The sequence below is a fragment of the Curtobacterium sp. MCBA15_005 genome (assembly GCF_001864855.1).
Classification (GTDB): domain Bacteria; phylum Actinomycetota; class Actinomycetes; order Actinomycetales; family Microbacteriaceae; genus Curtobacterium; species Curtobacterium flaccumfaciens.
In genome coordinates, this window is the sequence record NZ_MJGL01000062.1 from 1 (window position 1) to 207 (window position 207).

Genomic DNA, 207 nt, shown 5'->3' on the forward strand with positions numbered 1-207 from the left:
CGAGGGCGTCGGCGCCGACGGCGTGCTCCAGCAGGTGCTCGAGCAGGTGCGGGTGCCGATCTAGTGGCGGTCTCCGGCCGGTTCGTCGCGCTCCTCGCCGTCGCCCTCGTGCCCACCGTGCTACTCGGCAGCGGGTGGGCCGGTCTGGCGTGGGTCGGGGTGGTGCTCCTCGCCGCGGCCCTCGACGTCGTGCTCGCCGCCGACCTG